This window comes from Posidoniimonas corsicana, assembly GCF_007859765.1.
In the GTDB taxonomy this organism is placed as follows: domain Bacteria; phylum Planctomycetota; class Planctomycetia; order Pirellulales; family Lacipirellulaceae; genus Posidoniimonas; species Posidoniimonas corsicana.
This window is the reverse complement of the sequence record NZ_SIHJ01000001.1, coordinates 701700-727014: the sequence shown is the minus strand read 5'-3', so window position 1 is coordinate 727014 and position 25315 is coordinate 701700. Positions and strand designations below refer to the sequence as shown.

General features: G+C 64.5%; 18 protein-coding genes. 5 read left to right on the top strand and 13 right to left on the bottom strand.

Annotation, left to right across the window (positions count from 1 at the left end; genetic code table 11):
- Positions 1 to 16: 16 nt before the first annotated feature.
- The 7 genes from KOR34_RS02625 to KOR34_RS02595 form a co-directional block, all read right to left on the bottom strand.
- Positions 17 to 1741: an FAD-dependent oxidoreductase gene (locus tag KOR34_RS02625; protein ID WP_146561966.1), complete on the bottom strand. Its 1725-nt coding sequence runs from the start codon at positions 1739 to 1741 to the stop codon at positions 17 to 19.
- The gene (locus KOR34_RS02620) at positions 1738 to 2145 is read right to left on the bottom strand and encodes a carboxypeptidase regulatory-like domain-containing protein (RefSeq protein WP_146561964.1); all 408 of its coding nucleotides are present in this window, start codon (positions 2143 to 2145) and stop codon (positions 1738 to 1740) included. Before KOR34_RS02620 ends, KOR34_RS02625 begins: the two co-directional genes overlap by 4 nt.
- 61 nt (positions 2146 to 2206) lie before the next feature.
- Positions 2207 to 2647 (bottom strand): hypothetical protein, encoded by a 441-nt coding sequence (locus tag KOR34_RS02615; RefSeq protein WP_146561962.1) that lies wholly within the window; start codon positions 2645 to 2647, stop codon positions 2207 to 2209.
- A gap of 118 nt (positions 2648 to 2765) precedes the next feature.
- Positions 2766 to 3836, bottom strand: a complete 1071-nt coding sequence (locus tag KOR34_RS02610) for a DUF1559 domain-containing protein (RefSeq protein WP_146561960.1) — start codon at positions 3834 to 3836, stop codon at positions 2766 to 2768.
- The gene (locus KOR34_RS02605) at positions 3833 to 5275 is read right to left on the bottom strand and encodes a hypothetical protein (RefSeq protein ID WP_146561958.1); all 1443 of its coding nucleotides are present in this window, start codon (positions 5273 to 5275) and stop codon (positions 3833 to 3835) included. Before KOR34_RS02605 ends, KOR34_RS02610 begins: the two co-directional genes overlap by 4 nt.
- 51 nt (positions 5276 to 5326) lie before the next feature.
- On the bottom strand, positions 5327 to 6451 hold the full coding sequence (locus KOR34_RS02600; RefSeq protein WP_146561956.1) for a hypothetical protein: 1125 nt from the start codon (positions 6449 to 6451) through the stop codon (positions 5327 to 5329).
- Between the two features lie 119 nt (positions 6452 to 6570).
- On the bottom strand, positions 6571 to 7779 hold the full coding sequence (locus KOR34_RS02595) for an AraC family transcriptional regulator (RefSeq protein ID WP_146561953.1): 1209 nt from the start codon (positions 7777 to 7779) through the stop codon (positions 6571 to 6573).
- Between the two features lie 139 nt (positions 7780 to 7918).
- On the opposite strand from KOR34_RS02595, the gene KOR34_RS02590 reads away from it, so the two are divergent.
- Positions 7919 to 9049, top strand: a complete 1131-nt coding sequence (locus KOR34_RS02590) for an anhydro-N-acetylmuramic acid kinase (RefSeq protein ID WP_146561951.1) — start codon at positions 7919 to 7921, stop codon at positions 9047 to 9049.
- Between the two features lie 53 nt (positions 9050 to 9102).
- Here the strand turns inward: KOR34_RS02590 and KOR34_RS02585 are convergent, their stop codons facing one another.
- From KOR34_RS02585 to KOR34_RS02560, 6 genes are all read right to left on the bottom strand, one after another.
- The gene (locus KOR34_RS02585) at positions 9103 to 11049 is read right to left on the bottom strand and encodes a sodium:solute symporter family transporter (RefSeq protein ID WP_146561949.1); all 1947 of its coding nucleotides are present in this window, start codon (positions 11047 to 11049) and stop codon (positions 9103 to 9105) included.
- A gap of 54 nt (positions 11050 to 11103) precedes the next feature.
- Positions 11104 to 12165, bottom strand: coding sequence for a Gfo/Idh/MocA family protein (locus KOR34_RS02580; protein WP_146561947.1), 1062 nt, complete (start codon positions 12163 to 12165; stop codon positions 11104 to 11106).
- Positions 12166 to 12306: 141 nt separating this feature from the next.
- Positions 12307 to 13161, bottom strand: a complete 855-nt coding sequence (locus KOR34_RS02575; RefSeq protein WP_146561945.1) for a Gfo/Idh/MocA family protein — start codon at positions 13159 to 13161, stop codon at positions 12307 to 12309.
- 365 nt (positions 13162 to 13526) lie between these two features.
- Entirely contained in the window at positions 13527 to 14822 is a 1296-nt protein-coding gene (locus KOR34_RS02570; protein WP_146561943.1) for a hypothetical protein, read from the bottom strand.
- A 458-nt stretch (positions 14823 to 15280) separates the two neighbouring features.
- Complete coding sequence (gene odhB, locus KOR34_RS02565) at positions 15281 to 16570, bottom strand: 2-oxoglutarate dehydrogenase complex dihydrolipoyllysine-residue succinyltransferase (RefSeq protein ID WP_146561940.1); 1290 nt, start codon at positions 16568 to 16570, stop codon at positions 15281 to 15283.
- Between the two features lie 7 nt (positions 16571 to 16577).
- Complete coding sequence (locus KOR34_RS02560; RefSeq protein ID WP_146561939.1) at positions 16578 to 19265, bottom strand: 2-oxoglutarate dehydrogenase E1 component; 2688 nt, start codon at positions 19263 to 19265, stop codon at positions 16578 to 16580.
- Positions 19266 to 20866: 1601 nt separating this feature from the next.
- Here KOR34_RS02560 and KOR34_RS02555 point away from each other — a divergent pair.
- From KOR34_RS02555 to KOR34_RS26400, 4 genes are all read left to right on the top strand, one after another.
- Entirely contained in the window at positions 20867 to 21133 is a 267-nt protein-coding gene (locus KOR34_RS02555; protein ID WP_146561937.1) for a helix-turn-helix domain-containing protein, read from the top strand.
- A 161-nt stretch (positions 21134 to 21294) separates the two neighbouring features.
- Positions 21295 to 23667, top strand: a complete 2373-nt coding sequence (locus KOR34_RS02550; protein WP_146561935.1) for a phage/plasmid primase, P4 family — start codon at positions 21295 to 21297, stop codon at positions 23665 to 23667.
- A 607-nt stretch (positions 23668 to 24274) separates the two neighbouring features.
- A complete protein-coding gene (locus KOR34_RS02545; RefSeq protein WP_146561933.1) occupies positions 24275 to 25012 on the top strand; it encodes a GP88 family protein in 738 nt (245 codons plus the stop codon).
- Positions 25006 to 25158, top strand: a complete 153-nt coding sequence (locus KOR34_RS26400) for a hypothetical protein (RefSeq protein WP_197531078.1) — start codon at positions 25006 to 25008, stop codon at positions 25156 to 25158. Before KOR34_RS02545 ends, KOR34_RS26400 begins: the two co-directional genes overlap by 7 nt.
- The last annotated feature ends 157 nt before the right edge of the window (positions 25159 to 25315 follow it).

Genomic DNA, 25315 nt, shown 5'->3' with positions numbered 1-25315 from the left:
CATACGGAGACCCTGCTCAGTCGATCGTCCAGTCGATGGGGGTGTGGCGGGACACAATCTCTCGGATTGCGTTGATCTCGCGGAGGCCTTCCGCACTGGTGAGCCCCCGCTCTGAAAGGTAGGCGGCGGCTGCGCCTGCCGCACAACCCGAGGACCATTCGGAAGGGTGCAGGCGTACGGCCGAGTTTGCCAAGAACGTCTGCGCCATGGTTTTGCCCGCCACAAGCAGGTTCTCGAAGTCCCGATTGGTGAGGCTGCGGTACGGAATGTAGTAAGGCAGCAGTGATCGGGTCGACGAGTGGGCTAGCTCGCTGTACTCACAGCCGGCTAGCGGGTGGATATCCGCGGCGTACGCGCCAAGGGCAACGCGATCGTCGAATCGACGCCCGGTTTGCGCGGGCTGGGCGCCGCTGATGTCGCTGAACGTCAGGAGGAAGTCCTCCAGCCCGACGGACCTCCGGGTGTCCCGGATGTAGGGGACCTTAGACAAGCCGTGGGTGGTCCCCAACGCCTTGTCGTCGATGGTGAAGCAGTCGGGGTCGATGTCTTGAGGCGCCGCGCGGCGGAACCAGTCGTGCCAGGCAAACGCCTGACGCTCTGCGGCGGCAAGTACTTCCACGTCGACGCCACCCCGCCAGTCGTTGGTTTGGCGGGCGGTCTGTTGCTTGTTAAGGAACAGATAGCCGTACGGGTAGTCGTTGCCGGACTCGTCGGTAGAGGGGTGGTACCCCCAGTTCTGCAGCGAGAGGTCGCCCGGCGAGGGGGCGGCCGAATCGGCCAGCAATCGGCGGTACGTCCACACCTTGTCCCAGGCGTCGGCACGGTCCCGGTAACTCCCGAAACCAAGGTTGGGCGCCGTTGGGTAGACTGGGTGCTTCTCTTGGGCGGAGCTGTGGTACCGCATCACGAAGCCGAATGTGATGGCTTGGCCGCACGCACTGCTGCCTGCCAAAGGCTTCTCGGGATCCTCGGCGCCAATCAGGTAGCTTGCCCCGGAAAGGGCCAGGACCTCTCCCCACTCGGTCGCGTCAATGAAGACGGTTTGGCGGTCGGCGCCTGCGCTGAAGACGTAAACGTGTTTATCAAACCGTTCGGACGGCGCAACCGAGTACCAGTCAGCGAGTTCTTCGGACAGAAGGCGGTCGTACCCGTTCGCTGCGACGCCGGGGCGTGGCAACCGCTGGATGGCTGTGACGCCGGTGATCCGACGGTTCGCCTTGTCGGTGGTGACCGACTTGACGACCGTGTCCCGGAAGACCGTAAGCCGATCATGCAACCTTCGCTCACGCGGGAGGAACGCTTCATCGAGTATCACGCGTGGGAGGAAGCAGAATCGGCTCACCCAGCCTTTCCCCGGGTTCCCGATCTCGGCGAGCGTGTCCCGCAGGAACGGCGTCATGTTCCGCGGGTCACGCGCAATCCCCGCGACATCAACAACAACCTTCTTTGTGTGGGGATCGACGACCCGGTGCCACGCCTCGTCAACCGCGGGAACACCGGAGGAGGTGAACTGCCCTCCGATCCAGTCCGTCGGTTCGAGAAGTGCTACGCGGGCGCCCTCTTCCGCGGCGGTGAAGGCAGCAGCGAGCGCCGCCGCTGAGCCGCCGCAGACGACTACGTCGAACTGGTCGAGCGAGTTTGTCTCGCCCGGAGCCGAGCCGCAGAAAGCCAAGACGATCGCCGACGCCCAGCAAGCCGACGCAACGGATGCTGAGATGACTGCGTGGAAGGCAACTCTCATCGACGCCCCGCCTTCCCCGACTCGAGTGCGATCTGATGGCCACTCAGCCCGTCCGCTGGAACATCGGCGGTTAGCCCGCTAGCACCCAGCGAGGTGTACTTCTCGGGAATCAAGAGCTGGCCCAGCGAGTCGCCGGCGGGCCCGGACGCTTCCGGTCGGCTTGGGTCCTGCGAGTTGTAGCAGACCACCCGCACGCGGTGCTGCCCAACGATCGCCCCGTCATCCGAGGAGAATGTCGACAAAGAGAACGTACCGTCTTGTTGAATCGTGCCGGTCGCAGGCTGACCGCCGCTGACGGCTTGGAACATGACGCTGCCGAAGCGGAGAGGCTCGCCGTCCAGGGTGACCTTGCCGCTCACCGGCGCCACGGCGGGGTGGGAGGAGCAGCCAAGGGGACTAAACAACGCAGCAAGCGTTAGGGTCGTGGCTGCTGCGTACAACTGACGGGGTATCGACAAGTCCGTGCTACTCCTGCGCTGATGGTTCATTCGCATCCTCCGGCGCGGGCCCGGCCGGGAGGCTGCCGTTTGGCCCGTCACCGCTGTCGTCTCCGGCGAGCCCGTCGTCTTCATCGTCTTGGGGAAGGTCTTCCAGCTTGATGACAAATGGAGCATTCCCTGTGGCGAGCACTGAGACCTCAATCCCGCTGGTCGAAAAATTGGCGTAGCGCTCCGGAACCAGCAGCTCACCAAGGGAGTCGCCGCTGGCTTCGGCATCGGATTCCCCAGCCTGGGTTGAGTAGCTTGTAACACGCACTCGGTGTCGTCCTACGGCTGCGCCGTCGTCATCGCCGTAGGTGCCCAGGGTAAACGACCCATCTTCCGACAGCCGCCCGACCGCGGGCTGCCCGCCGCTGATCGGCTGGAAGACGATCTGCCCGACCGCCAGCGGGCTCTCGTTGAGCATTACCGTGCCACTAACCGGGGCCAGCTCGGGCCGGCCGTCCGACCCACCGCAGCCAACGATAGATGCGGCGGTCAACGCCACGGCGGCCAGCGCCCCTCGTGGGGAGTGACGTTGTGAGTTACAGCCCATTGATGATCTCGCCGCCGTTGACAGTGCCAAGCCCCAGGTAGGTCAGGAAGTCGATGTTCTCGGCAACCGGTCGTACGCTGCCATCGCAGTACACGAACTGAACCACGCCCGTGTGTAGGCTGCTGAAGGGCCGCTGCACAAACGGCGCTGAGAACTTGTCGAGCTTGGAGTTGGGTTGGTTCAGCAGGACCTTGAGGTGGTAGGGGGCGTTTTGGAAGCCTCCGAGGTACCACGGCCGGTTGAACCACGGCCGGTCAAGACACGTCGAGAAGTTCTCACACGGGGTGTCGACAAACTCTCCGATCATGAACGAGTTGGACGTCCCGTCGGTGATCTGCCGCAGCTTGCGGGGCTCTTCCTTGCCGAAGAAGCGGTTGGGCAGCGGTTCTATCACGTCGAACGTAAACGCGCCGTTGCGGTAAACAGGCCCGAAGGGCGTCTGAACGCGCAGCTCGTCGATCTCCTCCTGCGAGTACCCTCCCCCGCCGCTAAGGCTCGCGATTGTGGCGGCGTCTGCCCCCGAGCAGCCCGAGTAGGTGACCAGGGCGCCGTGCTGGTAGGCGTAGGCGCTCGACGACCCGATTCCGGCGCCGTCCTCCGATGTCACGCGCACCGGCGGCGCGTCCCAACTAGGGCACAGGTACGTCGAAACGACGATTGACTGGGAGGGGTCATCGTACGGGTTTGCGCTCCGCTCGTACTCAAAGTCGATCTGGTCGTAGGCGGCCTGCTCCTCGATAAACGGAAGGATCCGCGAGAAGATGCTCTTCTTCGTGAAGTTCCACTTCGGCTGGCGGCGCTGCTCGTCTAACTCCCAACCGGCAAACCCTGGGGGCAACGCGTCCTTGTACGTTGACGCGTAATTGAGGCAACCGATGCCCAGCTGACGAAGGTTGTTGCTGCACGAACTCCGTCGCGCTGCTTCCCGGGCGGATTGAACCGCTGGCAGCAGCAGGGCGATCAGCACCCCGATGATGGCGATGACCACCAGCAGCTCGACCAGTGTGAACCCGGATTGGCGCTGCGGGACGCCCGGAGTCGACTTGCTTTCCAGTCTCATGCACCCGTCCTTTGATTGCGGATCCCGCGGTCACCGAGACGCCCGCACGCTGTGCATGACGCCAAGAGCAGGGCGAGGACAGCGGAGGCGGGCTCCGGGGCGGCGCCGCTCTGCAGGCTGCCCCCAGCCGCCGCCCCGTAGTTGCCTCGCCAGAACGCATAGTCCTCGGCGTCGACCAACCCGGGGGTGGCCGCGTCGGGGCTCTCGCCTGGCAGCGACACGCTCGCGCCCTCGTTGTCTCGCCAGATGGTGTAGTCGGCCGCGTCGACGGCCCCGTCGTCGTTGTAGTCGCCGACAAGCACGTCGACGCCGGCGCCAACCTCGAAGATGAAGACGTTGCGGTTAACGAAGTCGACTATTGCTAGCGTGTTGGAGGCCGGGTCGTAGTCGAAGTCGTAGATCCCGGCGCCGTCGCCGATGTCCGCGCCGGTCAGGCCGCCCAGGAGATTGAACGTCGCGGTCTTGGCGACGCCGTCCGTGTCAACAACCTTGACTACGTCGACAAAGGCCTGTTCGGTAGACGAGACGACGCTGTCGTTGTAGATGAGCAGGTCGCCTTCCTCGGTGCCCCCGATGAACTCGATCTTCTGACCCAGCTTGAAGGCGCCCGCATCGGTCGGGTCGTCGACGATGGTGCGACGGTTGGTGGTGTCGTTCTCGCCCGAGCGGTCGGCGGCGTCGATGTCGTTGTTCCGGCGAACATACATATCGCCGGTGTCGGGGTCGAAGGCGAAGTCGCGGGCGAAGTTAGACCCCGGCGGGCTGTCGGGAAGCCACTGGAACCCGAGCGGATCGGACCCCAGCAGGTACTCGCTGGCGCCCGTGTCTGCGTCTTGCAACGCACGGCGGCCACTAGCGAACTGCGTCCACGCGACGCCGGGGGTGGCGTCCGATCCGTTGAATCCAGGATCAAATCCGACGCCCGAACCGCCCCGCCCAGTGATGCCCGCATTGCTGAGGTCCCACTGCAGTGAGTTACTGCTGGTGTCGAACAGCTGGATCGCGTTGGCGGACGCGGCGCCATCGTCGTATGCCGCCGCAAGGCCGCTGCCCGACAGTTCGAGCCCCGTGTAGCCACGCCCCTGTGGCTGGAAAATGTCGCCGAACTTGGCGCCGAAGTCCGCGTCGCCGAGCACGTTGACCCCGGTGCGGGTCGGATTCAGCACTTCGATCAGTCCAATCGGAAGCAGCGATGTGCCGAAGTTGTCGTGCCCGGCAAGGTAGAGCTTGCTGCCGTTCCAGGCCACCGCCAGGGGGTTGGTCCCGATGTACTTCGGGTTGTCGTCGAACGAGGTGTCTTCCGGGTCGAGGTCGGAGCTGAAGGCATAGCTGACGTCGAACCTGGCGATCTCGTTGAACTCAATCGCACTAGCGTTACCGGCGAAGCCGGCCGCGACGGCCGCGGCCAAGACGCCGAGTGTGTAAGGGAGGAGTCGCATAGTCTACCTAAGGCCAAATTGTGTGAAGTCTGTTGCCGTAGCCAACTCTGGTCACGCCGACCGCACCGGCAGACCCACGCGTCGCGTGCGCTGAGTGGCTCCGGTGGCGAACGCAGCAACCAACAGCACGGCCGCAGTCGGTTCGGGCACAACTCCGAAGATGTGCACGTTGCGATTGGCGAAGTCGGCGATCGCCAGCGTCCTGGTGGTGGGGTCGTAGTCGAAGTCGTAGTAGCCGTTGCCGTCGGCGGGTACTCCGCCGCCGATGAGGTTGAATACTGCAGACTGGGCGGCGCCGGCTGTGTCGATCACCTTCACCACCGATGCAAACGGCTGGTTAGACTGCGTCGCAGGGCGATCGTTATAGATCAGCAGGTCTCCGTCGGGCGTCCCTGAAAGGAAGCTGATCATGTGCCCGGCAACGAAATCAGCGCCCGTGTCGATGGGCACAAGTTCGGTGATCGCCGTCACCGAGTTCCCCCCGGTGCGAGTGCTCATGATCACGCCGTTCGAGCGACGGGCGTAGAGATCGCCGCTGGCAGGGTCAAAGTCCATGTCACGCCAGAACGACCCCGAGCCAGTGTTGATGATCATCCCATCGGATGTGCCGTAGATGTCGGCGCCGGTAGCGGCGTCCTGCAGGGCGCGACGGCCGCTGCCGAAGGTCGTCCAGGCGACGCCCTGGTCGGCGCCGCCGAAGCCTGGGTCGAATGCTACTCCGCTGCCGCCGCGGGCGTTCTTGGCCCAAGTTTGAGTGCGAGTCGATGCGTCGAGGGCCTGGATGCCGTTGGCGTCGGCGCCGCCGTCGTCGTACGCGGCCGCGAGGGTGGAGTCCTTCAGGTCGAGGCCCGAGTAGCCGCGGAGATTGGGAGTCGAGAGCACACCGAACGAGTCACTGAGCGTCGCCACATTCAGGCCGGCCGCGCCGGCGTTGGTGATTTCAGTGATCGCCGTGTCCGCCTGAGCGCCCGACGAGTTGAACCCGGCGATGAACAGCTGTCGTCCATCCCACGCAACAGCTGAGGGGTTGTTGCCGATGTACGACGTGGAGTTGGCGTCCGCAGAGGCCGAGACATCAAACCTGGCAATCTCAACAAAGGTTGCGGACAGCGCGGCGTTGGGAGTGAGGAAGAGGCAAGCGAGGAGCGTGATCGCCGCCGACAGTTTGCAGTTCATGAGACGTCCAGCCAGAGGGTGCGAATGTGGTGAGGTATCCAAGCAAGTCCATCACGAAGGCCTAATCTCTATTCCTCAGGCGCGCATGGCGACTGTGGCTTAGGCTACCGGGACATGGATCAGCGGTCAAAATTATCTGCGATATTATTTCCACCGTTTGCGACACCGCCCTGCCCGTCAGGCTGTGCGCCTCGCCGAAATTGCAGCGGAGTGGCGCCGTACCGGTTGCGAAATGCGGTTCCGAATTGCGTTGCTCCGGCGTAACCAGCCGCCTCCGCCACTTGGTCGATAGAGAGTTCGGTTTCGACCAGCAGCTGCCGGCCTCGTTCCAGTCTCAGCCGCCGGAGCTCTTCGGCAGGCAGACGCCCAAGTTTGGTCTTGAACAGCCTTTCGAGCTGGCGACGCGTGACCGGCACGGCCTCGAGAACTTCCGCCACCCCGATCCCGCGGCAGGCGTTCTGCTGCATGAAACGCAGGGCTCTCACGATCATCGGGTCGTCGATTGCCAGCACGTCCGTCGATTGGCGGCTGTAAATGCGGAGCGGCTCGATCAATGCTGGTTCGGCGCTGGCGGGGGCTCCCCGCAGCATTGCGGCAAGGCGCTTGGCGGCCTCGAAGCCGATCCGATGGCTGGCCACTTCGATACTGGAAAGGGGTGGGGTGCAGATCTCGCAGAGCAGATCATCCGAGTCACCGGCTAGGACAGCGACGTCGTCGGGAATCGACAGGCCGGCCTGAATGCCGACCTCGATCAGCGACTTCCCCTGCACCGCATCGGAAGTCAACACCGCGACAGGCGTCTCGAGCTGCGTCAACCAACGCGTGACCCTGCGGCGATACTCTTCCGGGCTGATCTGCCGACCTACACGGTACCCCGGCCGGTACTGCGCGCAGCCAAGCCCTTGCTGCTCAAGCACTGCGGCGAAGGCTTTGCCGCGGCGGCGCGAGTAGTCGCGACTCGGCGGTGCGAAGTAGGCAAAGCTTTCAAAGCCTTTGCTGCGGAAGTGATCAACCGCCGACTCCGCCCAGGCACGAAAGTCGGTGATGACCGAGTCGGTCTCGTCCGCTTCGGTGTAGAAGTCGCCAACGTCAACAACCGGCGCGCCCTGGGAGACCAGCCGCTGGAACTGGAGCGGGGTTGAGATCCTCGCGATCAACCCGTCGGCACGCCAAGCGGGAGGGATAGTGCGGGTCGCCGGGCTGTGGTGAGGCTCGATGAGCAGGTTCCACGGGCCAAACTTGTCGGCGTAGCTTGCAACGCCACGAAGCAGGTCTCTGCCCCATGCCGTGTCGGATTCGATGAGTACGCCAACCTCCGGGATCGCCATCTACGTTCCTCTGCTCGCAGCACCGGGTGTTCGGATGGCTCTCTCGCGCCTGTCGGCACACGGGCGGTAAATCGGCCAGCGATCATGCCCTTGGAGTGGTAGTCTGGTCTAGAATAGGCGGGCGGCGACGAGCGAGGAAGTGCGTCGCTGCCAGCCCATTCGCCCATACGGCCAGTCAATGGAATCGCCACATCGCTTCGCCATCGGGCTGTTGACCACTGTCACCGGCGACGCGGTGGAAGCGGCGCTCATTCACAGTGACGGTAGGGACGACATCCGACCAATCGGTGGCGTACATCTGCCGTGCCCTCAGGCTTTGCATTGGGGGCTGCTCGAGGCCACTCAGAACGACCTTCCGATTACCGAGCTAGGCCGGCTAGAGCAGGAGCTCACGCACCACTTCGGTCGAGCGGTGGAAGAGCTGCGTCGGGCTCACCCCGCGGAGGTTAACGCCGCCGCCGCGGTAGGGCTAGACGGGCACACCGTGCGCCGGATGCCAGAGGAAGGGGTTTGGCTGCAGATCGGCAATCCCTGGCTGCTAGCCGAACTCACGGGACTGCCGGTTGTAGCCGACTTCCGTCGCCACGATATCGCGATCGGCGGCCAAGGGGCGCCGCTAGAGTCGATGTACCACTGGGCCCTAATGGCCGAGGAGCCGCGGCCCGCTCTGATGATCAATTTGGGCGCCGTGAGCAGCCTCACTTGGCTGAGTCCGGCGAATGAAATCATCGCGGGCGATGTGGGTCCAGGGTTGGAGCTGCTGGACGAGTGGGTTCAGGAGGTCGCCGAAGCCGCCAACGACGATGGAGGCCAGGTCTCGCTGCGGGGTGAGGTGCACCAGCAAGTGGTTGACTACGCGCTGGAGGGTCGCTTCTTTTCCCGTCCGCTGCCCCGCACGCCGACCCGGTCCGACTTCGAACACATCGATGTCTCCGGATTGGAGCCGGAGGACGGCGCGGCTACCATCTGTGCGATTATCGCCGACGCCATCTCGCTAGCGGTCCGGCAACTCCCGCAAGCACCCGAGATAGCCTGGGTGACGGGCCGCGGCAGCCGCCATCCCTTGCTGTTGGAACGCCTCGGCGCGTCCATTGCCGAACTGCGCAACGTCGACCGACGGGGCCTAAACCCTGACACGCTCGAGGCGGAGTGCTTTGCCTGGCTAGCCATCCGCTATCAGCGCGGCCTACCCGTAACGACGCCGGAGACCACTGGCTGCCGCGAGGCGAGCTGTGCCGGAGTTTCAACGGCCCGTGGGCCATGGTCTTAGCCGGGTATAGCGAGCCAGGCGGTATCGCGTTAGCTCACGAACGGCGCCCGTGGTTAGGTCCGGCGCGACTCGAGGGTCTGTTGGTCGGCCTCGAGGAGCTGCATCTGGCGATCGAATAGCTTTGAAAACCAAACCGCCATCGCCACGGCGGTCGCCATGTATAAGAATCCTTCGGCCCAGCGGCCCACGAACCATACAGAGGCGGTCAGCACGCCCGCGATCAGCGTCAACGCGCCCACGGCGGCCGCCAGCATGCCCCGCAGCAGAATGCCCCGAGGGGGCGCCCGAAATTGTGGGTTCTCTCGCAAGCAGCGTTCTCTCACGGGGTTCCAGAACCCCATCGGTTTGGCCTGTTGGTAGAAGGCGACCAGCTTGGGCATGGGTTCGGGTCGCGTTATGAGCGTCGCCACCACCCACGCAGTGCACGTCAGCGCCATGCTCAGCGCAGCCTGGAGCATGTCCATTCCCTGCGCGGCCGACTCGCTCGTGGCGCGCGTCTCTTCCCAGGAGGTCAGGCTACTTAATAGGCCGGGCATCCGGTGTCCAAACACAGAGATACCGCCCAAGAGAACGTAGATACAAGGCCCCCCAACCATTGCCGTCAACCAGCTCCAGAAGTTCACCCGCCACCACCACCACTGGCCCCAATACACGCTCGCGGTGGCGCCGTACATGCCAGCTAGAACGATAGCGATGCCTATCAGCGATTCGGAGTAGTAGGCCACGGTGACTCCCGCCCCAAGGACCGCGAGCATCAGCACCCTTCCAACCCAAACGGCGCCGCGTGAGCCGGGCGACAGCAGTCGCGAGTCAGGGATCAGTTGTCGGGCGACATCGTTAACTAGTGTTTGAGCGCCGTAGCTCAGGTGACTCGAAATCGTTGACATTACACTCGCCAGCAGAGCCGCCAGCGCTATGCCGAAGAATCCTGACGGGAGGTACTCGCCGAGAAGCATCGAGTATGCCTCCTCGCGGCGGCCTGGACGCGCGTCGTAGAGCCACGGCTGTTTGGCGAGCAGCCCCAGCGTGGGCAGCGTCAGCAGCAGCAGCATTGTGAACAGTCCAAGAGTTCCCCAGATGTTCATTCTGGCCGCGTCACGGTCACTCCGGCAGGAAAAGAGACGTTGCCCTTCGAGGTCGACGGCCCCTCCGCGTCCGACGGTGGGCACGATTAGCCACGCGAGCACTACTGCCGGCCCGAGCACGCGATGCCCCCAGACCGGCCATGTTGAGAGGATATCTGCGGCGTCCGCGGGCCGGGCCGCTTCGATGGCCAGGGCAAGGCCAGAGGGACCGCCGTGCTCCCACAAGACGGCGACAACGAGCATCGCGCTAGCGATCAGCATCACAAGCGACTGCATGACGTCGGTCAGCACGACGCCGGCGAACCCACCGATCCACACATACACGATCAAGATGGGGAGAATGATCGATAGTGTGGTTGCCTTATCCTCGATGCCGAACGCTGGGCCAAAGACTTTGTGAACGCCTAGCAGCCCCGCCCCGATCCAAGGCGCCATGTTTACCGCCACCGCGAACAGCGCGGAATAGACTCGGATGAAACGCGTCCGGCGCCCAGAGAACCGGAGAGAGTAGAACTCGGGACCGGTGCGGATCTGGAGCTGCCTCCAGCGCACTGCAAACAGCAGCGCCGCGATCATCCAGCCGAGCGCGAACCTGGGCAGGTAGAAGAACGCGATCGGCAGTCCGACTACGACCGCAAAGCCGCAGTACGTGGGGCCGACATCGGCGTTCAACGCGGTCGCGGCGAACGACACGCCGTTCATCCAGCCCGGCACCCGCCGCCCGGCGAGGAAGTACGCGTCCTCGCTGTTGGCGCCGCCGGCTGCAGCGTCCTGCTCCGCGCACGCCGTGCTGCGGAATCTGCGACTCGCAAGCAAACCGATGACTAGCGTTGCGAAAAGGTACAGCACGACCAGCAGCTGGTCGATGGCGGTCGCGTATCCGAGGACCTGGCAGGCGTGCATCTGGATGGACACGTGTGGCAGGGAGGCAACGGGGCCGAGTTGCAGTTATTGGGCCCCGTGTTAGCCCTAGGCGTAGACCACTTGATTGGCGTCGCTTGAGTGGTAGATCAGGTCGACGATCGATTGCACGTCTCTTGCCTGCGTTGGCGTGGCGCCCGTGCCGTACCGACGCGTCGCGACCGCCCCGGCAAAGTCTTCGATCTGGAGGACGAGCCGATCGGCTTCAGGTAGCTCGACACGGCGCTCGGTGTTCCGGCCCTCCGACTCGGTCCGCAAATTTAGGTGGTCGCCGAACAGCTCGAACGAAACCCCGCCCCGATCTCCGAGCAGGGCGAACATCGAGTCCGGCGCACTTGCCTGCGGCAGGTTGCACGCCCAGGCCACCTGAAGGTCGAGCGTGGCGCCGTCCTCGAAGGTGACTAGGGCGGTGGCGTGGTCGTCGACATCGAACGTCCCTTGGTAGTCGGGAGGCCCGGCCCACATCGACTCGTAGACGTACTCTCTCATCTTCACGCCGAAGACCGAGTACGCTTTGCCACTGACGGTGGCGGTTCTCGGGTAGCCCATCAGGTGCTGCGCAAGGTCGATGAGGTGCACTCCCGCATCAATCAGCACCCCGCCGCCAGACAGGGACTTTGTGGTGAACCATTTGCCCAGACCGGGGATTCCGCGGCGTAGGTGTAGGTGGGCCTTGGCGTGGTAGATCTGTCCCAAGTCGCCCGCTAGAACACACTGCTTAGCGGCCCTCCCCACAGAGGTGAATCGGTGGGCGTAGCCTACCTGCAGGATGCGGCCGGAGTCCTCGGCCAGCTCCACGAGTTCGTCGCAATCGGTGGCCGTCAGCCCCATCGGCTTCTCGAGCAAGACGTCTTTTCCAGCGCGCATCGCGTCCACGGCTAAGGGGCGGTGCAGGCTGTTGGGGACGGCGATTACGACCGCTTGGATCGATGAGTCACCCCACAGCGACTCACAATCGGAGGCGGCGTACGCGTTGTGTTGCACGGCCAGCCGCTCGGCCTGGTCGAGATTCTGGTCGACCACCCCCGCTACTTGTAGTCCGGCGGCGGCCGCCGCTTCGGCGTGCTTCTCGCCGATCGCGCCGGCGCCAATGATCCCTAAACGCAACATTGCTTCACTCTACTCGGTTCGGTCGGTTGGGCTTTGCGGTCCTCACCGTTTCGTCGCGGACACGCTGCGGGCCTGTCGGCCGTGATCGAACTGGAGTATGACTGCTCGCGCAGGCCTCAACAATAGCGCGGCTGTCGAGAGCTAGCCCGAGTGCGGCTCAAGATCCAGCCACGTGGAGGCGGCCTCGGGCGCCCGCGTCGCGTCGAGGACCCGCATGATGGCCATCGTCTGTTCTCGTGGCACGAGCGCGCGGCCGGCGTCGAAAAAGTCGAGGATGCACCTTGCCGCGTTGACGAACAGCACCGAGTCGTCGACCCTGAGTAACCGCTTCTCTGCTAAGGACTCAACGAGCACCTCGAAAGGCAGGTGCTCGCTGGCGTTGAAGTGAATGGTCGCGGTGCGGCCCCGAGAGAACTCGAGCAGGATCGTCGTCCACGGGCTGCCGCTGATGACTGCCATCCGGCTGGGCGTCTCGTCGAGGCTGCTCACCGCCAGCTCAATTGGGTGCACTCCGTACTCGGCGAAGGTGTCGCCGCCGGCCCACACCGTGATCGATCGTATTCGCTCGCCGGATTCTCTGCAGTACGCCTGAACATTGGTCGAACGCAGTGCCGACGTCGACTGAATCGCGGCGCCGTGTTGGTCGGCGAGGTCGAAGATCTGCTGGGCCTCGGAGCAGTTGATGGCGAAAGTCTTGTCGACGAACGTTGGCTTTCCGTGCGGCAACACCATCTTGCACAGACGCCAGTGGGTGGCGGGTGTAGAGGGCGCCAGGATTGCAATCGCGTCGACATTGGATGCGAGTTGGTCAACGCTGTCGTAGTACACCAAGCTGTTGCGCTCGGCCCATTGGACGCCTTCGGGCATCTGTAGTGCGGTAGCGCCTGCCACGCTCCAGCCCCGGCCCGCCAGTTCTCCGCGGATGGCGGCCAGATAGGTATTAGAATGGAAGTTATCCAGGCAGTCATCGACGAAACCGAGGTTTCCCCCAGGCATTGCCGCCTCCGTCCGTTCGGTGTTTGTAGAATCACGGGTTGCGAAGGAGCCGCATTGGGTAGCGGCGGTCGGCTCGTCGGTTAGCGCGGGAGTCGACTCCAAGGCAAGAGAAGAGCATAGAGGACGGCCGCGGCGTTGGGGACTACCGATCGGATGAGTCGAAACCAACTACGGGTGTCCGATCGACGCAAAAGCTCGTGAACCCGGTCATTGCGAACAAAGCGGCGGGGCGTTGCTCAAGGGCCAGATCGGCGATGCGCGGCCGCAAGCAACGCGGCGACCACGATCAATGCAGCAACCGACGGCGCGGGCGCCTCGGTCAGTTCCGCAACGAGGCTCGCCTCAACGGCGCCGAAATTCGCTCTTTAGACATCGTAGTCTTCCATGGTCACCTCGCCAGGGGTCGCCTGTTCGTTCGGCAGACGCGGACGATCGGCGCCGAACTGGTCACGCCAAACCGTGTAGTCCGCCGCGTCCACGACGCCGTCGTCGTTGTAGTCCCCTTCGAAGACCACATCGGCGACTTCCAGCGACAGCATGTTGGCCGAATAGTTCAGGTTCCATCCGAGCTGGCCTCCCAGCGACAGGAGGGACAAGTGGGGGAATTCGCCGTTGATCGCCGCCGCAGTGAGGATCTTGAAGGTGTCTCCTAGAACGGGGGCGTACGTTCCCAGCAGCTCGACATTTAGCCGGCCGTCGAGCACCGCCTCGCCGACGACCGTTATCGTACCGAACACCGTTTCACTGGCGAGCTGGATATCAAGCGTGCTTAGGTCATTCTGTTCATAGTCGCCTTCGACAACCATATCGCCGGTGGCGAGCGGATTTGGCCCGGGTCCCATGGCGCCGCATTTGTTGACGAGATCACCGCGGAACACGTCGGCAGACAGGACGCCGCCGACCATGGTAAAGTCGCCATCGGCGGACAGCTCGCCCGCGCGAAGCCGGCCGCTTCGCAGCTCGGCCTTGGCGGGCGCCTCGATGTTGAACACGGGTGAAGCAACGTCCCCTCCATCGACCAGAGCCGTCTGAGCAATAGTGACAACGTCCAGTCCGCTGTGGACGCCGTCGTTGAACTCCACCGACGCGTCGAATCGGACGGTCGTGCCCGAGCCCACCGAGAAGGACAACCCGGCCCCTACGAACCTCGTCTTGGCAAAGATCGTGTGCGTCGACGGCCCGGGAGCGACGACGCCTCCGGTTACGTCAAGGTCGACGCCCCTGATGGCGGCTCCCTCGCCCTTGACGCCGGAGATCAACCGTAGCATGTCCGCCAGGAACCACTGATCGTCGGCCACGTCGACATTCAGCAGCCCACCGTGGATCGACAGGTACCCGTTGTAGACGTTGTGCGACGGGTTGAGGCTGCCAGCAGTGAGGTGGAACTCGCGGCCGTTCTCAACAGTGAAGGACGAGTCGTTCAAAGGGCCATCCCAGTCGAACACGCTGGTAGTGGAGATCGTCTGGTCGGCGGTGACAAAGGCGTCGCCAGCCTGCTCCACAATTCCAGAGGCGTCAATCAAGCCGCCGTCGTAGTAGGTCTCTCCCCAGACGACGAGCGTAGACCCCGCGGTGACGTCCGTTGTTGACGTCGACCGGAAGGTGGTGGTCCCCAGCAGGTTGGCGACCCCGCTAACGTTGACTAGACCCTGCAGGTCCATGCCGGCGTCGACGTAGGCGATGCCGGCGCGGAAGTCGAGTCGCCTGCTAGATAAAGGACAACGTCGGAGCCATCGAGTACCGACGTGGTTGAGCTCCCGGTAGAGCCGTCCGAGTCGAAAGTGCCGACTTCGACTATGCGATGGGGGCGGGAGTGTTATACGCCGCTCGGAGAGGCAAAACCCTACACACCAGCTGGCAGACCGAAGGTGTCTCGCGCTAGCTGTACGATAACGCCCGGAGCTCACAAGGCGAGTCCCCTAGCCAGCGCGGACTCCCGTTGCGATTTCATGAGCCGAGTGGCCAGGAGCCCGGGCGACGCCAAGTTGGCGCCGGTGGGCGGCCAGATGCCCCTCGTAAGAGGGAGTCTTGAATGAGGCGTCTGTGATGGATACCCGACCGGCACGGGCGGCACGCGCAGGACGGCCGCAGGCGGAGCAATCGATCCGAACTCAACGACCTACACTTCGATCAGCATCCTTGCGGGATCCTCGATTGCCTCTTTGATCCGGCGGAGGAAGGTGACCGATTCGCGGCCGTCGACGATGCGGTGATCATAGGTCAAGGCGACGTACATCATCGGCCGGATGATCACCTCGCCGTTGCGGGCGATCGGCCGGTCCTCGATGGCGTGCATGCCGAGCACCCCGCTCTGGGGCGGGTTCACAATCGGGGTCGACAGCAGCGAGCCGTACACCCCGCCGTTGGAGATGGTGAAGGTGCCGCCGGTGAGTTCGTCGGGCGAGAGATCCCCCGAATTCGCCCGATTGGCGAAGTCGCCGATGGCGTGCTCAATCTGGGCGAAGCTGAGCCGTTCGGCGTGCCGAATCACTGGGACGACGAGCCCCTTCTCGCCCCCGATTGCAACACCGATGTGGTGGTAGTTGCGGTAGGCAATCTCGTCGCCGCGGATCTCGGCGTTGAGTTCGGGGATTAGCTTCAGTGCATCCACAAGCGCTTTGACGAAGAAGGACATGTAACCCAGCTTGACCCCGTGCTTGTGCTGGAACCGCTCGCCGTGGGCCTTGCGGAGGTCCTTCACCGCGGACATGTCGATCTCGTTGAAGGTGGTCAGCAGTGCGGCCTGATGCTGGGCCTGCACCAGCCGGTCGGCAATTCTCCGCCGGATGGGACTCATCCGCACGAGCTCCTCTCGGGCGGCCTGTTGCAGCGGACGGTGGTCCTCTGGGCCGGGCGGGTTGCGCGGGCGGTCGTCTCCAGCCGGCCGGTGGTTCTCGTGCTCCTTCACCCACTGCCGAACATCTTCTCCCCGGATGCGCGGCCCCGAAGCCTCGATGTCTTCTAGTTCGAGGCCGTGCCGACGCAGCTCGCGACGCGCCGATGGCGTGGCGAACGCCTTGGCCGTCGCCCCCTCCTTGGATGGCGGCGCCGGTGCTTCAGCGCTGGGGCCTTCGCCTTTCTCCGTTTCATGATTGGCGGGCGCCGCCTCCCGGTCGTCACGCTCCTCCCCCTCAGTCGCGCTGGGACCTTGCTCGCTATCTCCGTCCTCCCTCCCCTCTTCCAAATAGCCTACGACCTCGCCGACGCCGACCGACTCGCCCTCCTGCTTGAGGATCTTAGTGAGCACTCCGGCCCGCGGCGCAGGGAGTTCGAGCGATGCCTTCTCGGATTCAAGCTCGACCAGCCCCTCGTCCGCCTGCACGGAGTCGCCTTCCTTGTGAAGCCACGCCCCAATCTGGACCTCGCGGATCGATTCGCCCACTTCGGGGATTCTGAGTTCAATGCTCATCGCAGATCTAGGTGTTAAAGGCCTGTTCGATTAGTTCTTGCTGTTCGTCTTTGTGCGCGGCCGAGGAGCCGGTCGCGGGGCTCGCGGAGCTCTCGCGGGAGACGCACGAGAACGGAAATCGGTCAGCAATGCGATCACAGCACCGCTGCCTCCAGTACGGCCAGGCCCCCATGTTCTCGGGCTCCTCCTGAACCCAAACCACGCGGGCGCCGTCCTCATATGGGCGGAGCGTGTCGGCGAGCTGGGCGTCGCTGAGCGGGTAGAACTGCTCGACCCGCACGATCGCGACGTCGGAACGCCCGCGTTCTTCCCGCGCCTCCAACAGGTCGTAGGCCATCTTCCCGCTGGACATCAGGATCCGGGACGTCTCCGACGCGGCGGGCCGGTCGTCGGCCAGGATGGGGCGGAACCCGCCGCCGCTCAGCTCGTCCAGGCTCGACGCCATGCGTGGGTGACGCAGCAGGCTCTTGTGGGTCAGCACCACCAGGGGTTTCCGCCACGGACGCTCCACTTGACGGCGGAGCAGGTGGAAGTATTGGGCCGGCGTGGTCGGGCAGGCGACCTGGATGTTGTCTTCGGCGGCTAGAGTGAGGAACCGTTCGAGTCTCGCGCTTGAGTGCTCAGGCCCCTGCCCTTCAAAGCCGTGCGGCAGCAGCAGCACCAGGCCGCTTAGCCGCCGCCACTTGTCTTCCGCGCTGGAGATGAACTGATCAATGATCACCTGTCCGGCATTGGCGAAGTCGCCGAACTGAGCCTCCCACACCACCAGGGCGCCGGGGTAGTCGAGGGAGTAGCCGTACTCGAATCCCAGCGAGGCGCCCTCGCAGAGCGGGCTGTTGATGATCTGCACCTCGCCCTGTTGGTCGGCGAGGTTCGAGAAGATGTTGATCCGGCGTCCGTCCTCCGCGTCGTGGAGCAGCGCGTGGCGATGGCTGAACGTTCCTCGCCCCGAGTCTTGCCCCGACAGCCGCACCGGCGCCCCTTCGGTCGCGAGGGACGCGATAGCGAGCGATTCTGCGGTCGCCCAATCGACGGGCGCCTCCTGCTCGGCGATGAGTTTCCTTTGCTGGACGCTGCGTTGGAGCTTGGGGTGCAGGTGGAACCCGTCCGGGAACGTCGTGATCTTCTCTATCAGCTCCTTCAGTTGCCCGGCGTCAACGGCGGTTTCGCATTCGTCGTCATCCGCGGCGCCGCCGCGGTAGTCCTGCCAAACGCCGCCGAGGGGAGGCTCGTGCGGTTGGGCGGTCTTCTGCTGAGCAGCCTGGTAGTGCTCCTCGAGCTCAGCACGCGTCTGCTCGGCGTGCTGATCGGCCTCGGCGCGCGTCACAACGCCGGTTTCGACGAGCCGATCACGGTACGCGTCGTAGATCGAGTCGCGGCTCTCGACCGCGTCGTACATGACCGGCTGGGTGAAGGTTGGCTCGTCTGCCTCGTTGTGCCCCCAGCGGCGGTAGCAGTACAGGTCGACGACAACGTCGCGCTGGAAGCGGGCGCGGAACTCCATCGCCAGCCGCACGACGCTGGCCACGGCGAGGGGTTGGTCTCCATTGACGTGGAAGACCGGGATATCGTACGCCCTGGCGATGTCGGTGGCGTACTCGGTGGACCGACCCTCCGACGGCCCGGTGGTGAACCCCAGCTGGTTGTTGACAACCACGTGCAGCGTTCCGCCGGTGCGGTAGTCGTCGAGCCCGGTCAGGTTGAGGGTCTCCTGCACGATGCCCTCGCCGGCAAAGCCGGCGTCGCCATGGATTAGGACCGTCACGCCGCGTGTCCTATCGGCGTCGCCTACGCGATCCTGCTTCGCGCGGATCCGGCCCAAGGCGATCGGGTTAATGAACTCCAGGTGGCTCGGGTTGAAGCAAAGCGAGATGTGCACGTCGGCGCCGTTCGAGCCGGTCCACTCGCCGCTCGCGCCGAGGTGGTACTTGACGTCGCCACGTCCCCGCCACCAATCGGGGTGCTGGTCCTCGAACTCTCGGAAGATCTCCTCGGGGGGCTTGCCCACGATGTTCGCGAGCACATTCAGGCGGCCGCGGTGGGCCATGCCGATCACCACCTCCGCGACGCCGTGGCCCGCCGCGTTGTCGAGCGCCAGGTCGAGCAGCGTGATCAGCGTCTCGGCGCCTTCGAGGGAGAAAGTCTTGGACCCCAGGTACTTCTTGCGGACAAATCGCTCGAAAGTAACGGCGCGGCTCAGTTGCGTGAGGACCCGCCGCTGAAGCTCCGCCGGGGCGTCGGCTCCCTGCTGGTTCTCGATCCGATTCTGCAGCCACGCCCGCGCATCGGCGTCGCGCAGGTGGGAGTACTCGTAGCCTACCCATTGGCAGTAGGTATCGGTGAGCCGCTGCCGCAGCTCTCCCAGCTGGACGCTCGTGGGCGCCTGGCGGCCAGCGGTGGAGAGCAGAACGCTCTCGCTGTCGTCGTCGGTGCTCAGCCCGTACTCACCTAGCTGGAATAGGTCGCCGCCGCGCTCCGACAGCCCGAGCGGGTCGAGCTTGGCCGCGAGGTGCCCCCGGTCACGGTAGTCTGCGACCAGCCGGTCGACGCCATGCTGCAGCCGAGCGCTGCCGTGATCGCGTGCTGCGAGAACGGGGGGGTTAAAGATGCTGGTCGGTGGGAACGGCGGATGGTTAGAAACGGCCGTCCGGTTCCTTTGCACAAGCGTGTTTGATTCAGCTCCAGGCTCCGGCATGAGAGGCTCGGTGGTTCCTTGATGGCGGCGTACGCTTTTTGGGCGCTGCTGTCAGTTTGAGAATTGGGACGGGGCAGCAACGTGCCAAGACGCACCGCCGCTCCGCCATGGGCGACGAAGGAATTAGAACGTGAACTGTTGGTACAGCGAGGCAAACGCTATGCCGAGTCGGTAGCGACGGCGAACCTTCACTAGCTAAGGAGAGCTAGCGGTACACTTATGCCTAAACGCTTCAGCGTGGTCGCCATGCAACCAAGGTGGGCCGGTAGAAACCGGGCTCAATAGCGCCTATGCCCGATCATGAACGCGATTCGCAAAGAGCCCACCGCTCATCGCAGCTTGGGTAGGTAGAGCCTTGCGTTCTGATAGTACTTAGGGAGTCTGGACCGGAAAGGGCGTCCGCGGGCCTCGTACGGGGTGGCAGGTCCTGTTGGAACTGCATCCACCAAGCTTCCACAAGTTGGGGCGATTTGGCGGCTCAGTTCGAGCAGGCGTGCGTCGGTTGGTCCGGCAGGCGACCTGGCTGAGCGAGTCCGAATGCGGGAGCAGACGCAGTGCGAGTCGTACGGCGAGCGTGAGGTTTTCGGTCACGGAGGCACGCCCCTAATTGCGTTAGTCGGAAAGTCCCGTACAACCGCTTCATCACTCAGGCGGGGCGCTGGCGGTGCGGCCTAACCTAGCAAAGTCGGTGGGTCGTAAGTGGGAATCGAGAATAGGGTTAGGAGGGCTTGATGGAGGCCCGACTGGGGGGCATACTTAGGAGCTCTCCGAGTGGAGAGCTAAGACGATTGGGCCTCCGGCTTGTTGTGTCGCACGTCGGCGTTGCGAACCGTCGCAGGAGGCAAAATGTCCTTCCGACAGTAAGTTGCGTTTCGCGCCACTCTGTGAATACGGTCAGATAGCTCAGTTGGTAGAGCACGGCCCTGAAAAGGGATTCTGAGCACTCTGCTCAATCATGCCGAATACGCGTTATAGCCTGAAATAGTAGGCGCAAACGCATTCTCTCGTAGTTGCGAAATATGACGGAATCGGCCTAATTGTGCTGGTAGCGGTTGTGGCCACAACCGCTCGCTCGCGTCCACGGTGTGTCAGGTTACCACGTCCATCTTGACTGGCAACCTTCGGCGGAGGGGCATAGGAGCGCGTCGATTCCAATTCCGATGAGTGTCCGCATCGTTGATGCGGTGCGACCCGCGGCGGCGCCAAAGCAACGTGTCTGTTCGGGGGCAGAGAAGACGGATCGTTATTCAGAACACTTCCGTGGTGGAGCGTGTGGTCGGTGGTCACACTCGCGGTTGTCACGCTCGACTAGGCCGCTCTGCAGTCAACACCGACGGACTTGAGGCCGCACGACCGGTACAACCCGCGCCACCGACCGGGATCGCAAAGTTTTCCTGGCCAGCGGGGCTTTCCAGACTGGAAAAGTTCTGGGGCAGTGATTAGTTAGGAACCCATGAACTCAGCCACGTGTGTGGCTGTCGTGGGTCCGCGCGTCGCGGATCCAGCTGGCCCCTCCCTATCCTGTTGCGTCCCGCAGCACGAGCACGAAGCTCAATCGGGAGCGACGTCGACGGCGTCCTCCACCCGAGCGGCATGGACATATGCCCCCACTTCTCTCTTCCCAAGGCGTCGCCGAACGCCTCGGCGTGAGTCGCTCTCACGTCTCGCGTCTGATTTCGACAGGCGTGTTGCCCGCCAAGGACATCGCGGTCCCCGGCGCCCGTCGTCCGACCTACCGTGTTGACCCGGTGGCCCTGGACGCGTACCTAGACCGGTCCGCGTACCAGCCTCAAGGCAGGCCGCCGGCGCTCAAGAGGCGTCGTCGGTGCGTCGACCAGGGCTGCAAGGACTTCTTTCCGCGCGCCTAAGCGCAGACTGCTGTCTTTGATCGACACAGTTTCGGCTTGGTCGGGCAGTCGTGCACGGCGTGCTGCAAGCAGGTGCAACGGTTCGGTGTGTCGCCGAACCTCTAACCCGCTTTTCGCCAGACTGGTTTGGCGATTACTTTTCTATTCAGGAGCAGAGACTAATGACGACAGAATCCCTTACCGATTACCGCAACGAGCTGAAGACGTGGGCGAGTAAGCTTCGCGGCAAGGGGCTGCGTGTCCGGGCCGCCGAGGGGAAGAACCCCGGCGCCATGGGCGCCAACTGGCAGACCGCGGAACCCACCGAGGCCGCCCTTAACGCCTTTATCGACCGTAGTGCAACGCCCACGATCGGGATTCTGGCCGGCCCCTACAGTCCGCCGGACGGCGCCGAGGGCCAGATTGTCGTGATGGTCGACATCGACTCGGACGAGGAGATGGAGGCGGCCAAGGAGTTGTTCGACGGAGAGATCCCTCCGTGCTGGTGGGCAAATACGGGGCGCGGCCACCGGCTCTCGTTCCGGGCCGCGGCGTCCGACCTGCCGGCCGACCGCGGCAACGTGCACTTCCGGGGCTCAAACGGGGCCAAGGTGATGGTGCAGATCGGCACCGGCGGCAAGGGGGCCTTCTCGGTGCTCCCGCCGAGTCGGCACTATGTATCCGATGGCAAGGGCGGATGGACGGCTACCGGGAACCGCTACGAATGGAAGGTCGGCCACTCCCCGGATGCAATTCCCGAGCTCCCCACCCTCCCGGACGACGTGGCTAAGAAGCTGAAGGAGTTGGCCGAGAACGACGCCGAGGCAAAGAAGCAACACGAAGCCAAGCTGGAGGGCATCGACCGCAAGGAGGGCGACCCGGACACGGGCGTGCACCGTGGCTGCCTGGCCGCCATGATCGAGACGACGAAGAACATGGAGGACGTTAGCGACGGCTCGAAGCGTCTAGCGGTCTGCATGCGCAGGGCGGCCGAGCACTACCTCTCGAACGACTGCGCGCTGGCGACGCTCCAGGAGTACGAGGAGCAGACGACCCCGTTTCTCAGCAGCTTCACCGATAGCGAGCGTCTGGACCGGCTCCGCCAGGCCGAGCGCAGCCCCGACGTGACGACGGGAGGGGCCCTGGTGGAGCTCGACTTCGCGACGTTCGCCCCGATCGCGCTCCGCGGCCTCAGCGACGACGGCAATACCGAGCGGCTGGTCAGCCTGGTGGACGGCGACATCAAGTACGTGCCGGAGTGCAAGCAGTGGGCGACCTACCTGCCCAAGAGTGGGCTGTGGCGCTTCTCCTCCGAGCCCAACGATCTGCGGTACATGGCTCGGAAGAATCTCGCGGCTATGGTGCGGGCCGAGCTGCAACTGGCCTACAGCCTGGGTATGGACGTCGATGAAGAAATGGTGAAGCAGTACGAGAACTTCGCGAAGAGTTCGGCCAACCACGCCCGGATCCGTGACGCCGTCAAGCTCGCGGCCGACGACCCCGCCATGCGGCTGGGCCTCGCCGCTTTCGACAGCGACCCGTACCTGCTGGGCACCCCGAACGGCGTGCTGGACCTCAACGCCGGCCGGCTGCTGACGGCGAACCGGAAGGCCTTGCTGACCAAGGCGACGAAGGCGCTGTTCGGGGACGCGGCGAAGGCCACCAAGTTCCTCGAGTTCCTCAACGAGACCTTCCAGTCCGACACGACGATGATCGCCTACATGCAGCGGCTGCTCGGCTTGTCGCTCATTGGCAAGCAGCTCGAGCACGTCCTGCCCGTCTGCTACGGGTCGGGCGCCAACGGCAAGTCGGTGCTGTTCGACACCGTCTCGCACGTGCTGGGGGACTACGCGGCGCCCCTCCCCGACGGGCTGCTCACCGCGTCGCGGTGGGACAGGCACCCCACGGATATCGCCAGCCTGCACGGCAAGCGGTTCTGCTTCGCCGAGGAGACCGCCCAGGGCGCCGAGCTCGACGAGGCCAAGGTTAAGCGCCTGACCGGCGGGAGCGCCCTGACGGCGCGCTTCGTCCAGAAGGACTTCTTCACCTTCAACCCTTCCCACTCGCTGTTCCTGATGACCAACCACAAGCCCGAGATCCGTGGCACCGACACGGGAATCTGGCGCCGGATCAAGGTGGTCAGCTTCGACAACATCGTGCCGGAGGAGCAGCGGAACCCGCACCTGAAGAACCAGCTGCTCGACGAGCAGGACCACATCCTGGCCTGGCTGGTGGAGGGCTGCAGCGAGTACCTCGCGTCGGGGCTCCAGGAGCCGCCGCAGGTGCAGCTCCATACCGAGAAGTACCAGCAGCACTCCGACCCGGTGCGCCAGTTCCTGAGCGAGGCCATCAAGCCCGCCGATGGCGGGTTCCTCGCCACTCAGGACATCAAGGCCAACTGGGAAGCATGGAGCCAGGAGAATGATGTGTGGGCGGCCGGGCCGATCGAGAAGCGGCTGAGGGAGCACTACCCCGGACTCTCCACCAACCGGAATGGGAAGCGGGGGTACAAGAACCTCGCGTTCCAGGACGATACGTACGCCTTGGGCGTCTGATGAGGGGGCCCGGAGGTTCCCTCGAGATACGTTCAATACATTAGATACACCAACTGGTAAGGGATTCTTCAGATAGACAACTGTAATAGTTCTCTATTGGAACTCCTTACTCCAGTTAGTGTATTTGATGTATGAGGTGTATTGGATCGGTTGTGGCGGACGTTCTCCCGGCGGCGCCTCGAGAGAAAAAATCAGGAGAGGCCCCACATACACGCATGGGGCCTCTCCTGTTCTCGTTTCCCACAGTCCATTCCCCTGGCTAACTGCCCTCCAGCGGCTCAGGCCGTCGCCTCTCTTCTGAGCGCCCTGCGGCGCCCCGCGCCGAGCCCAGCTGGCCACTCCCCCAGCGCCCAAACCCTAGGCGCAACTGCCCAGCAACCGGGCGCACCAATCTCTCCGCCCAGGGGGCGCCGACCCCGACCCGCCCGCGAAGGATGGCGGCGGATCCGGACGCGTGTTCGGTGGTTCGTCACCCGAGGAGGCTTATTGCGATGGCCTGCTTTATCGATTTGATCCACGCGCTCGCCACGCTGGCGGGCGCCGCCGGGCTGGGCGCGGCGTGCGTCGCGCTGGTCGTGGTCGCCCTGCTGCACGGAAGGAGGGGCCGATGAGACTGCTCCGCACCAACGCCAAGCTGGCGAAGGCCGGCCCGGACCGCTACCTGCTGGCGGGCCTCACCCTCGCGCCGCACCGGCTGTCCGGGCATGAAGTCTGCCCGGCCTCGACCGTGGGGTGCCGCGCGGCGTGCAACCTCTGGTTCTCCGGCCAGCGGGTGCTGCCCGCCGCGCGGAACCGGGCCCGCCTGGACACCCAATGGCTCTACGAGGACCGCACGGGCTTCCTGGCGCAGCTGGACCGCGACCTGGCCGCCCATGCCCGCCGCGCCGAGCGGCTAGGGCTGCGGCCCTTGGTCCGGCTCAACGTGGCGTCCGACCTCGACTGGTCCGAAACCATCGCCCGCTGGCCCGGCATCCGGTTCTACGACTACACCAAGGTCCGAAGCCGGTTCCGCGCGTACCTCGATGGGCGGCTGCCGGAGAACTACACGCTGACCTTCTCGGCCTCGGAGTCGTCGCACCCGGCCACGCTGGCCAGCTTCCTCCGCCGCGGGGGCAACGTGGCGGCCGTGTTTGCGGTAGACTACTACCCGGCTTGCGGCCGGATCGGCGCGCTGCCGCGTTCCGTTAGGTACTGGGGCGCGGAGTGGCCCGTGATCGACGCCGACAAGCACGACGTCCGACTGCCCAGCGTCGACGGGCGGGGCGTGGTCTGCGGGCTGCGGCTCAAAGGGACCAACGCCGCCAAGGCCCGCGGACGCGCAACCGGTTTCGCGGTGCGATGCTAGAACTGCAACAACGCGTGGCGGCGCTGCTGCTGGCGATCCTGGATCGCCAGGACGAACTGCCGCCCGACATCGTCGAGGCGGCGCGGGACCTCGAGCCCGACGTCGCCGAAGCGATCGCACGGCTGCGGCGCGAAGCAGCCGAGTAGCCGCGGCCGGCGCACAACCTGGATTCCCCTTCACGCCCGCTAGGCCTCTAGCGGGCGTTTTCTGTTGGCGGCGCGGGCTTCTCTCGCGCCAAGTTTGCTCACACGGCGCCCAGGAACCGCCAGGGCGCGCTCAGGGGCCCTCAGAGGCCGTCTCGCG

Coding starts and splice junctions, on each gene's coding strand:
- KOR34_RS02625 (WP_146561966.1), bottom strand. CDS start 1,741: ATGAGAGTTGCCTTCCACGCAGTCATCTCAGCATCCGTTGCGTCGGCT.
- KOR34_RS02615 (WP_146561962.1), bottom strand. CDS start 2,647: ATGCTCAACGAGAGCCCGCTGGCGGTCGGGCAGATCGTCTTCCAGCCG.
- KOR34_RS02610 (WP_146561960.1), bottom strand. CDS start 3,836: ATGAGACTGGAAAGCAAGTCGACTCCGGGCGTCCCGCAGCGCCAATCC.
- KOR34_RS02605 (WP_146561958.1), bottom strand. CDS start 5,275: ATGCGACTCCTCCCTTACACACTCGGCGTCTTGGCCGCGGCCGTCGCG.
- KOR34_RS02600 (WP_146561956.1), bottom strand. CDS start 6,451: ATGAACTGCAAACTGTCGGCGGCGATCACGCTCCTCGCTTGCCTCTTC.
- KOR34_RS02595 (WP_146561953.1), bottom strand. CDS start 7,779: ATGGCGATCCCGGAGGTTGGCGTACTCATCGAATCCGACACGGCATGG.
- KOR34_RS02580 (WP_146561947.1), bottom strand. CDS start 12,165: ATGTTGCGTTTAGGGATCATTGGCGCCGGCGCGATCGGCGAGAAGCAC.
- KOR34_RS02575 (WP_146561945.1), bottom strand. CDS start 13,161: ATGCCTGGGGGAAACCTCGGTTTCGTCGATGACTGCCTGGATAACTTC.
- KOR34_RS02570 (WP_146561943.1), bottom strand. CDS start 14,822: ATGGACCTGCAGGGTCTAGTCAACGTTAGCGGGGTCGCCAACCTGCTG.
- odhB (WP_146561940.1), bottom strand. CDS start 16,570: ATGAGCATTGAACTCAGAATCCCCGAAGTGGGCGAATCGATCCGCGAG.
- KOR34_RS02560 (WP_146561939.1), bottom strand. CDS start 19,265: ATGCCGGAGCCTGGAGCTGAATCAAACACGCTTGTGCAAAGGAACCGG.
- KOR34_RS02555 (WP_146561937.1), top strand. CDS start 20,867: ATGCCCCCACTTCTCTCTTCCCAAGGCGTCGCCGAACGCCTCGGCGTG.
- KOR34_RS02550 (WP_146561935.1), top strand. CDS start 21,295: ATGACGACAGAATCCCTTACCGATTACCGCAACGAGCTGAAGACGTGG.
- KOR34_RS02545 (WP_146561933.1), top strand. CDS start 24,275: ATGAGACTGCTCCGCACCAACGCCAAGCTGGCGAAGGCCGGCCCGGAC.
- KOR34_RS26400 (WP_197531078.1), top strand. CDS start 25,006: ATGCTAGAACTGCAACAACGCGTGGCGGCGCTGCTGCTGGCGATCCTG.